Raw genomic sequence first — 10,242 nt, forward strand, 5'->3', positions numbered from 1 at the left:
TAGAAAGCAAATGAGAAATATAGATTTTTACCTACCTCCTTATCTTAAAGCACTTTCGGTGATGGTTTTCATCATTGTTTTGGTGTTTTTTCTGATAGTGGGTAAAACCTTGTTAGTCCCACTTTTCATGGGTGGTTTTTTTGCTATCCTATTCACTCCCCTTTCCAATTGGTTGGTCTCGAAAAAGATTCCTCAAACTCTTTCCGCTATAGTTTCTCTATTGACCATGATAGCAATCGTTGGAGGTCTGTTATCCTTCATTGTCTCTACAGTCTCTTCCTTTACAAAGGATTTTGACAATGTTTCGGATAAACTTCAGAATTACGCTGGAGAACTGGATGACTGGGCATTGAGAAATTTTGAATACAATCTTGATTTAGAGTCAAAAGCGAATACTGACTACATCAAAACTTTTCTCACAGAAAATGGATCAAGCATTTCTACCTTTGCATTGAATACGGTTGGCTCACTTTCCGGAGTTGTTTTAATCCCAGTATTCATGTTTTTCTTTCTACTCTATCGAAATCATCTGACTAATCTTATCATTCAGATTTATAGAGATAAGGATCCTGAAATCGTCCGGATGAGAATTGTAAAATTGAGAAGAGTAGTTCAAAACTATATTATTGGAGTTGTAAAAGTAATGGGGATTTTAGCCGTATTGAATATTACAGCTTTCAGTTTGTTAGGAATCAAACATGCGATTTTCTTTGGTCTGATTGGAGCTATTTTAAATATCATTCCCTATGTGGGACCTTTCTTTGGCGCTATGATGCCAATGGTATATTCATTTTTGACAAAGGATAGTTTATTTTATCCTCTTGGAGTTATTGCTTCTTATCAAATCATTCAAGTGATCGAAGGTAATTTCTTGACTCCAAAAATCGTCGGTGGAAATGTGAATCTCAATGCATTTGTTACTTTCTTAGGTTTACTTGTCGGTGGATCGATTTGGGGCGTCGCTGGTATGATTTTGATCATCCCAACAATGGCTATTCTTCGTGAAATTTTTGAATTAAACGAACAAACAAGACCATTTGCGCTTCTACTTGGAGAAGAAAAAAATCAAACGGAAAAAGAAGAAAATGAAGAACCTGCCTAAACGAATAAAATTTTTCCCGATTCTAGTTTTTATAATTTTCTTTTCCTGTGATTCATTGGAGGACAAAAAAGGGAGATTCCTTCTAAAGGGGAATGAGAAGCTGAAAGAAAACGATGCCAAAAATGCACTTTCATTCTATACGGAAGCACTTGAACTTGATTCTACCTATGCCGACGCCTATTTCAACAAGGGATTAGCACACATTCAGCTCAACCAATTAGAGGAAGCGTTAGGGGATTTTTCACTTGCCATCAAATACAACTCGGAATACTATGATGCTTATTTCCAGAGAGGATTAAGCTATATTGATAATGGTGAATTCTATAAAGGAAGAGAAGATTCAGAAAGTTTACTTTCTCTTGATGCTTCAAATTGGCATAGCTATTTCCTAAAAGGTTTGGTTGAAGAGAAGCTAAAAAACTATCCTGAGGCCTTGGATTCATTTAGAAAAGCTTCTGAATTAGCGCCTGAAAATTCTGACCTATTAGTAAATCAGGCAACCATTCTTTTTTATTTAAAAGAAATGAATCAGGCTCAAGAAATACTTGATCAAGCAGAAGCCATAAATCCAAGTGAATCCAATCTTCATAATTTGAGATCAATGATTTATTTCGAAGAAAAGGAATATGAAAAAGCACTGAACTCTGTAGAGAAAGCAATCACCTTAAACAATCGCCAGGCCTATTTTTACAATAACAAAGGACTTTACCTACTTTTTTTAGGTCAGCTGGAAGAAGGTCTGGAATTAATTAACCAAAGCATAAAAATGGATCCTAAAAATCCCTTTGCACTCAGAAACAAGGGCATTTATTATGTCATGAAAGGTGATAAAATCTCAGCGATTCAATACCTAAATGAGTTAAATCGCGATTACCCGGATATGGATTTAGTAAAAGAGTATTTGGAAAAAACTCAAGATCTTTGACCCCTGGCGGAAATTACTTCTCTTATTTTCTTCAACAGTTCGGCTGCATCAATTGGCTTTGCTACAAATCCATCAAAGCCACATTCATCAATTCGCTCCATGATCTCTAACTTTGCAGCGGCTGTAAGTGCAATCACAGGTACATCCGCAATCTTTTTTATCCCTATGGTAGCATCAAAACCATCCATTACCGGCATTTGAATATCCATCAAAACGCAGTCATAATGCTCCTTTGCAAATTTTTCAACCGCTTCTTTCCCATTATAAACCCGATCAAAAGTAAAGCCCCATTTTTTAATGATTTTCCCCAAAACAAGTGCATTTACATCATTGTCTTCAGCCATCAATAGATGAAGCGTTGAAGGCGTCGCGTTGGTAGAATGATTCGAATCCAGGTGTCTATTTTTCTGATCTTCTATTTCAAAAACCAATTCAAAGAAGAATTTGCTTCCTCTATTTTCTTCTGATTCAAGTTTGATTTCTCCTCCCATAAGATTCAGGAGCTTTCTGGTAATTGAAAGTCCTAATCCGGTTCCACCATATTTGGTAGAAAAGGTTGGCTTTACTTGATCAAAATCATTGAAAATCTTTTCCTGGTTTTCAGGAGCAATACCTATCCCATTATCTTTCACCTCAAAATACACACGCACCTTATTCTCATTTTCTTCTTTCAGCTCCACTTTGACATCCACATCTCCTTCATTTGTGAATTTGAGGGCATTAGTAATCAAGTTATTCATCACTTGAGAAAGCCTTGTCTTATCCCCTTTCACGTTGATTCCTAATCCTTTTGAGAGATCAAACGTCAACTTATTTTTACTGTCTTTGGCATGGAATGAAAGTCCCCTTTCGATCTGATATAAAAAGTCCTCAAGATTGAAAGGGTTATTTTCAATGGTTAATTTACCTGCTTCGATTTTTTGAAAATCTAGAAGATCATTAATCATAATGATCAAATTATCTACTGCGAAATTGATCGTATTCAGAGCCGATTTTTGACTATTGTTAGGATCTTCCTGAAGTAATGAATAGGTAGATCCTGAAATGGCATTTAAAGGAGTTCTCAACTCGTGACTAATCATGGAAAGGAAATCAGACTTAATTTGATTCGCTTTCTCTGCGGCCAACCTTGCCTCATCCAGTTTCAATTCAAACTCTTTTTGGTTGCTGATATCAGTGAGATAGCCATACCAAACCATGTTTCCATTTTCGAGTAATTGAGGCCTAGCAGCTCCAAGAATCCATCTATAATCATTTGAATTTGGATTTGTCTTTACTCTAAACTGGCACTGCCAAGGCTCTTGCTTTTTCGCAGAAGCAACAGAACTCATGATGACATTTGGCAAATCCATAGGGTGAACTCTCGAAATCGCACCTGAAATATCTGTAAAGGAAGAAAGCTCCTTTTCATTTAATCCAAGAACTGCGCCTATTCCTTTTGATAAAAAGGAGAAACTCATGTTACCTTCCAGATCAAGGACCATTTGATACAAACCTCCCGGAACTTGCTCTGTAAGATTCATCAAGAAGTCACTATTTGCTTCAAGGGAACGCTCTATGCTTACTTTTTCAGAAATATTATTAAATGAGATCGATATATACTTTTCATCTCCAATCTGATTTACTTTCGAAGAAATTTCTAAGGTCAGTTGCTTTCCCGTCTGACTAATCAGCAAAGTTGAAAAACGTTGAATAAACTCTTCTTTTTGAGCAATATTCACCCACTCCTTCCAAAGGTCAACTTCGACAAAAAGCATCTCTAACTGACTCAGATGCATCAATTCTGAATCTTTGTCAAATCCAAAAAGATTTTTTGCTTCGGTACTACAGATTAAAATCTCTCCACCCGGTTTCACAAATATGATGGCATTGGGAGAGTTCTTTATTAATTCTTCAAAAAGTAAATTTTGTCCTTTAGATTTTTTTTCAAGGCTATCATCCCAACCAACACCCAAAAAATAATTTTCATGGTTTTTAGCTTTCTCTATTAAACCTGAAAATGACTTCAACTTGCCATTTTCGTCAGAAATTTGAAACTGAAACTTGTTATTCTCCTTCGCTGAAAAATTAGAAATAGAATTTGAGATACACTCATAAACTATCCTATCATTCTCATTTTCTAAATTTTCAAGTTGAATACACTCAGAAGTTTGAAGTATAGTTGCCCCTACTGGCTCAATCAAAAGCTTCTTTTTATATGTATCAAATTCCCAAGAAAAAACAGTTGAAAAGTCAACTGTCTCTTTTCTTAACTTTTCAAGCTGCGATTGTTTAGATTTTTCTTTTTCCTGAACTGTGACATCCCTTCCTATTACAAAAAATGAGTCTCCAGTAAATTGAAAAGTACATTCCAAGTAAGCCCATCTATTCTCTTTGGTCTTAAATCTAAATCTGGATAAAACGGCTATGTCTTCTTGTCTGCCTTTTTTTAAAGATTTCTTTAATTTCTTAAGATCTTTTTGATGAATAAAGTCGCAAAGAGAAGTGTTTTGCAACTCCTCGGAATGATACCCTAAAATCGGCAAAACAGCATCGTTTAAATACGTAAGGTAATCATGCTGACCTATTCCGATAATGTCAAGATTGGATTTAAAAACAAGCTGTGTATCAATTGGACTCAGTTGTCCATTCTTCTTGAGCTCTATACCTTTATAAAACAAAAAATAATTTGAAGCAGAATCTTCAGGCAGCTCTAGTTTAAATTCATAATCAGTCCCCTCGTATGTTAGGATTAGCTCCTCCTTAAATATATAAGAATTGATATCCAACCCCAAGCCTGCCAAACTCCTCTCTTTAAGGACACTTCCTATTTGGGCTTCAAAAGCTTCATTAGCATAAAAAATATTGTAGGGATAGGTATCATCAGCTAAAAATACCATCTCCGAAGATTGATAGATGATCTTTTTAAATGTACTGTTTATACCTCTTTCTTGCATTAGAATGTAGTGCCAATCTATTGAGTTAAGAGAGAGTATTTCTTGGAATCAGACAATCTCTTCGTATTGACGCGTAAACATACATCATTTTGTATTTCACAACAAGTTTTTTACTGTTTGAATATAAAAAAAAGACTAAAAACTTTGAAAATATCCAATTTTGAACCACAGCCTCGTTCTAAGGTCATTTTGAATGAATCCATCAGTACGATAATCCATACTCCATTCAAGTTTTTGACCATTGGAATATAATTTGCCCATTCCAAAAACCAATCTGTTTTCAAGTTCAAATTCTTTATTCTGAAGACTAAATATGGGTTCGTTGGAAATCATAAGATAATGTTCTCCCGGATCCAATGTCATTCCATTTAGAGGTAATTCAAATGATAATCGATAACGGAATCGAACTTCGATTTTTTCTTGCTTAGTAAATGTCTGGTCCGTTCGAAACCGATGGCTCAATCTCAAATTTCTTAATCGTTGAATCAAGGCATATTGTTGAATGATTCGCTTAGCATCAGCACCTTCTTGGAAGCGGTAAAAAACCCCAATCGCCATACTATTTGTCGAATTTATCCTCCAGTCGTGAAATGCCATTAAATCAGTTCGGTAATGGGTAAATTGAGCCTCTTTTATTTCACCCACTCTATTATCGAAAAGAATAAATTGATTTTCAATTTTAAAGTTTATCCGATTCTCATTTGAAAGCTTCCTTGTTAAAGAAACTTCAGGGAAAACCCCAGAAAAGAAAGTTTGAGACTGTCCCTTTGAATAAATTGGAAACCAACACACACCAAGAAATATCAGAATTGCTCGCATATCAAAAAATAACATTAGCCATTTCCAAAACTCGGACTATCCTTTGTGCAAGAAAATTACCCTGAGAATCAAAAGTCCCTTCCCAAATCCTTGAATCACCGGATAAATCTATACCTGAAAATTCAATTTCGTATTGGGTCAGAATCCCCTCATTTTCATCCTCATCAAAAAATTCTTTTAAATCCTCCTCCTCTCCTGAATATTGGATTTGGATTTTAATTAGTTTATGTTCTTTAAATTTTTCTCCAAAATAATTCCCAATTGAAGATCTTACTTCTTCCTTTAATTCAGACCAATCTATTTCTATTTCCACATCCAATATGTTGCCCAAAGAATCAAACTCAACACTATGGAAATGATCATCATATTGAAATTTAGCCTCAAATGAATAGCCAGAATCCGAAAACTCCTTGTACCATTTTGGTCGTTTTATTTTTTCAAAGGAATCATAAAGCCACTCTTGAGCAATTTTAGGAACTTCCTTTTCCCTAATTCTTTCCTCTTTTTCGACCTTGTCCTGGGCTAATACGGCTATGCTCACAAGCATAAATAACACAATGAAGGAGAAACCAAATCTTAGAATATTTATAATCTTCATATTGATATCATTTCAAAAAAAAACCGCAGTCAAAAAGACCGCGGTTTAAATTAATTTATCTATCTACTAAAGACCTTCCTTAATCAAATTAAGAGCAGACCCTGCTTTAAACCATTCAATCTGTCCTTGATTATACGTATGATTTACATTTATGGTGTCACTTGTTCCATCAGCATGATGTAGGACAACCTGAAGTTGCTTATCAGGAGCAAATGAAGTCAAACCCACAATATCGATTGAGTCATCTTCTTTAACCAATTCGTAATCTGAAGGATTTGCGAAAGTCAGTGCAAGCATTCCCTGCTTTTTAAGATTCGTTTCGTGAATTCTAGCAAATGATTTCACTAAGATGGCTCTTACACCCAGAAATCTTGGCTCCATTGCAGCGTGTTCTCTAGAAGATCCTTCCCCATAGTTTTCATCACCAACTACTATTGAACCAATTCCTGCTGCTTTATAAGCTCTCTGAGTGGCAGGGACTTCTCCGAATTCGCCTGTAAGTTGGTTTTTAACTTTGTTAGTCTGATCATTGAAGGCATTAACTGCTCCAATTAGCATATTATTGGAAATATTATCCAAATGCCCTCTGAAACGCAACCAAGGACCTGCCATGGAAATATGATCCGTAGTACATTTTCCTTTTGCCTTAATTAATAGCTTTAAGCCCTTTAAGTCAGTCCCTTCCCAAGCTTTGAAAGACTCCAACAATTGAAGCCTGTCTGAGGTAGGACTAACTGAAACAGTTACTTTTGAACCATCCTCAGCAGGAGCTTGATAACCTGCATCTTCTACTGCAAACCCAAGAGTTGGAAGTTCTAAACCTCTTGGCTCTTCCAATTTCACTTGCTGACCATCTTCATTAGTCAGGGTGTCAGTCAGAGGATTAAATGTCAAATCACCTGCAATTGCCAAAGCAGTTACTATCTCAGGAGAAGCTACAAAAGCATGCGTATTTGGATTCCCATCTGCTCTTTTTGCAAAATTTCTATTGAACGAGGTTATAATAGAGTTTTTCTCTTGTTTATCTGCTCCATGACGTGCCCATTGTCCAATACAAGGTCCACAAGCATTAGCAAGAACAACTCCTCCCATTTGTCCAAAAGTATCTAAGAATCCGTCTCGATCCACTGTAAACCTCACCTGCTCAGATCCCGGAGTAATTGTATACTCAGATTTTGCAACAAGCTTTTTGTCTACTGCTTGCTGGGCAAGTGATGCAGCTCTTGAGATATCCTCGTAGGAAGAGTTGGTACAAGATCCGATCAATCCAACATCTAGTTTTGCAGGCCAACCATTTTCTTTCACTGCAGCTGCAAATTTTGAAATAGGCCAAGCTAAATCTGGAGTAAATGGACCATTTACATGAGGCTCGAGTTCAGAAAGGTTGATTTCAATTACCTGATCGAAATATTTCTCAGGATTAGCATAGACTTCATCATCGCCAGTTAAATGCGCAGCGATTCCATTTGCAAGGGCTGCAATATCTGCTCGACCTGTACCTTCTAAGTATGCAGCAGATTTTTCATCGTATCCGAAAATGGAGGTGGTAGCTCCGATTTCAGCACCCATATTACAGATTGTTCCTTTTCCTGTAGCAGAAAGTGATCTCGCTCCGTCTCCGAAATATTCCACTATAGCGCCAGTCCCGCCTTTCACAGTTAAAATACCAGCAACTTTAAGGATTACATCCTTAGCTGCAGTCCAACCGGATAACTTACCTGTTAAGTTCACACCAATTAATTTTGGGAATTTAAGTTCCCAAGGAAGACCTGCCATCACGTCGCATGCATCAGCACCACCGACACCAATTGCAACCATGCCTAAACCACCTGCATTTGGAGTATGAGAATCTGTACCGATCATCATCCCACCAGGGAAAGCATAGTTCTCAAGAACAACTTGGTGAATAATTCCTGCTCCTGGCTTCCAAAATCCAATTCCGTATTTATTGGAAACAGAAGACAAAAAGTCATAAACCTCTTTGTTTTTATCATTGGCCTTTGCCAAATCAGTCACAGCACCAACTTCCGCCTGGATCAAGTGATCACAATGGACAGTAGAAGGAACCGCAGCCTGACTTTTTCCTGCCTGCATAAATTGCAAAAGTGCCATTTGAGCAGTCGCATCTTGCATCGCTACTCTGTCAGGCTGAAAATCTACATAAGAGACTCCTCTGCTGTATGCCTGGGAAGCGGCTCCTTCTGAAAGATGTGCGTAAAGAATTTTCTCAGTCAAAGTAAGTGGTTTGCCCACTACCTTTCGGGCAGCTTCAATCCGCTCAGGGTATCTAGCATACACTTCTTTGATCATATTAATATCAAAAGCCATTGTTTAGGGGTTTTTGGTTAGTTAAAAGGTTCATTTTTTCAGAACACAAATATAGGAAACTAGCCTTAGAATAAGTAGCCATACATACTTAGTAACCTAAGGTTTATCCTTATTTAAAACCGTTTTAGCCTTATTTTTTTAGAAAAAGAAAAAGATAGCCAATGCTAAAAATGTAAATCCAACTAAAAAAAGCCAAAAACAGTATTTTAATAGTTGCTTGGCCGGTATACCAGTAATTGCCAAAAGAGGCAATGCCCAAAAGGGTTGAAGAAGATTACTAATTTGATCCCCGTAAGCAAATACAAGGATGAGTTTACCGATAGGAAGGTTAAATGATTTGCCAACCTCAACTAAAATCGGACCTTGAATAGCCCATTGTCCACCGCCTGAGGGAATCAAAAGATTTACAAAAGCTGCAGAAGAAAAGGTAATCAGTGGGATAAAAGTTTCTGTTGAATTATTCAAAAAGAATAGTGAGATCTTCTCTATCAAGCCAGAAGCTTGTAGTACCCCCAAAATCCCTGCATAAAACGGGAATTGAATAAAAATATCAGCTGAACTTTTGATGCCTTCCGTGACAGCCTCAGTAAATCGACTCAGGTTTTTATAGGCAAAAAGTGAAATTCCAAATAGTAAAAAGTTGATGGTATTCAAATTTAACGCGCCGATACCTGCATCATTTTTAAACAGAAAGAATATTCCTATAGCAAGCATTAATAAACCCACTAAAGAAGCTAAGCCAAAAGAATTCGCATTGGATATTGGTTTAATTGGCTTCGTGTGAATCTGGACATATTGGTTTTTTTCATTTTTTGATAGAATCCAAAGCGTTCCAAGAAAAAGAAAAATCAATCCTGAGGTAATAAAAATATTAAATGGGCTAAATATCGTTTCGGAAACAGGAATGATTCCAATTTTTAAATCGAGGAAATGACCTTTCTCTGCTACTTTTAATGGAGCAGAAGCCGAAAGTCCACCATGCCAAATAGCCATTTCCAAATATCCTGCTGATGCCAGCAATGCAGGATTGGGATTTTTATTTTTTTCTTGTTGTGCCATTGTCATGAATCTGGCAAGGACTGCTCCTACGATAAGCCCAAACCCCCAATTGATCAAACCAGAAAGCATCGTAATAAGAGCTGTTAATAATACAGCCTGAAGTTGTGTGTTTGGATAGGAAGCCAGCTTCTTTAAACCATCATAAATGGGCTTATAAATAGCCATACTATACCCCAAAACAAGAATTATCATCATTTGAAGCGTGAATTCCAATAAACCAAAAAATCCTTGTTGCCAATGTGATAGGTTTATAAGGATCGAATCCGAAACGGTATCAGATTGATTTTTTCCAAAAATGATAGCAGAAATAATTGAAATAGCACTTAATAAAAGGACCAATCCAAAAGGCGTAATTAAAAAATATGTATATCCGCAATCTTGCCAGTATGATTAAATCGAAGCAATGATGAGTCTGTCAAAGAGTTTTTGACCGAAGTATCTTCTGTTGAGCTTGTAACAAAACTCGTCTAGGTAA

Annotated in this window: 7 protein-coding genes; 2 read left to right on the forward strand and 5 right to left on the reverse strand. The window is 36.6% G+C overall.

What is annotated here, in order from left to right; genetic code table 11:
• Positions 1 to 10: 10 nt before the first annotated feature.
• Positions 11 to 1,102 (forward strand): AI-2E family transporter, encoded by a 1,092-nt coding sequence (locus P8O16_RS08975; RefSeq protein WP_300313508.1) that lies wholly within the window; start codon positions 11 to 13, stop codon positions 1,100 to 1,102.
• The gene (locus tag P8O16_RS08980) at positions 1,086 to 2,027 is read left to right on the forward strand and encodes a tetratricopeptide repeat protein (protein ID WP_300313510.1); all 942 of its coding nucleotides are present in this window, start codon (positions 1,086 to 1,088) and stop codon (positions 2,025 to 2,027) included. The genes P8O16_RS08975 and P8O16_RS08980 overlap by 17 nt, the downstream gene beginning before the upstream one ends.
• Here the strand turns inward: P8O16_RS08980 and P8O16_RS08985 are convergent.
• The 5 genes from P8O16_RS08985 to P8O16_RS09005 form a co-directional block, all read right to left on the reverse strand.
• Complete coding sequence (locus P8O16_RS08985; protein ID WP_300313512.1) at positions 2,015 to 4,963, reverse strand: ATP-binding protein; 2,949 nt, start codon at positions 4,961 to 4,963, stop codon at positions 2,015 to 2,017. The genes P8O16_RS08980 and P8O16_RS08985 overlap by 13 nt on opposite strands.
• A 135-nt stretch (positions 4,964 to 5,098) precedes the next feature.
• Positions 5,099 to 5,797: a DUF2490 domain-containing protein gene (locus P8O16_RS08990; protein WP_367182806.1), complete on the reverse strand. Its 699-nt coding sequence runs from the start codon at positions 5,795 to 5,797 to the stop codon at positions 5,099 to 5,101.
• Complete coding sequence (locus P8O16_RS08995; protein ID WP_300313517.1) at positions 5,784 to 6,380, reverse strand: hypothetical protein; 597 nt, start codon at positions 6,378 to 6,380, stop codon at positions 5,784 to 5,786. The genes P8O16_RS08990 and P8O16_RS08995 overlap by 14 nt, the downstream gene beginning before the upstream one ends.
• A 66-nt stretch (positions 6,381 to 6,446) precedes the next feature.
• Positions 6,447 to 8,708 carry an aconitate hydratase gene (locus P8O16_RS09000; RefSeq protein ID WP_300313520.1) on the reverse strand — a complete coding sequence of 754 codons (2,262 nt, stop codon included), beginning with the start codon at positions 8,706 to 8,708 and terminating at the stop codon, positions 6,447 to 6,449.
• A 138-nt stretch (positions 8,709 to 8,846) separates the two neighbouring features.
• The gene (locus P8O16_RS09005) at positions 8,847 to 10,121 is read right to left on the reverse strand and encodes a TIGR00366 family protein (protein ID WP_300313526.1); all 1,275 of its coding nucleotides are present in this window, start codon (positions 10,119 to 10,121) and stop codon (positions 8,847 to 8,849) included.
• Positions 10,122 to 10,242 lie beyond the last annotated feature (121 nt).

The organism is Algoriphagus sp. (assembly GCF_029254265.1).
Taxonomy (GTDB): domain Bacteria; phylum Bacteroidota; class Bacteroidia; order Cytophagales; family Cyclobacteriaceae; genus Algoriphagus.

What these genes read in the sequence shown, in the direction of transcription:
- P8O16_RS08975 (WP_300313508.1), top strand. Translation starts at nt 11, where the DNA reads ATGAGAAATATAGATTTTTACCTACCTCCTTATCTTAAAGCACTTTCG.
- P8O16_RS08980 (WP_300313510.1), top strand. Translation starts at nt 1,086, where the DNA reads ATGAAGAACCTGCCTAAACGAATAAAATTTTTCCCGATTCTAGTTTTT.
- P8O16_RS08985 (WP_300313512.1), bottom strand. Translation starts at nt 4,963, where the DNA reads ATGCAAGAAAGAGGTATAAACAGTACATTTAAAAAGATCATCTATCAA.
- P8O16_RS08990 (WP_367182806.1), bottom strand. Translation starts at nt 5,797, where the DNA reads ATGTTATTTTTTGATATGCGAGCAATTCTGATATTTCTTGGTGTGTGT.
- P8O16_RS08995 (WP_300313517.1), bottom strand. Translation starts at nt 6,380, where the DNA reads ATGAAGATTATAAATATTCTAAGATTTGGTTTCTCCTTCATTGTGTTA.
- P8O16_RS09000 (WP_300313520.1), bottom strand. Translation starts at nt 8,708, where the DNA reads ATGGCTTTTGATATTAATATGATCAAAGAAGTGTATGCTAGATACCCT.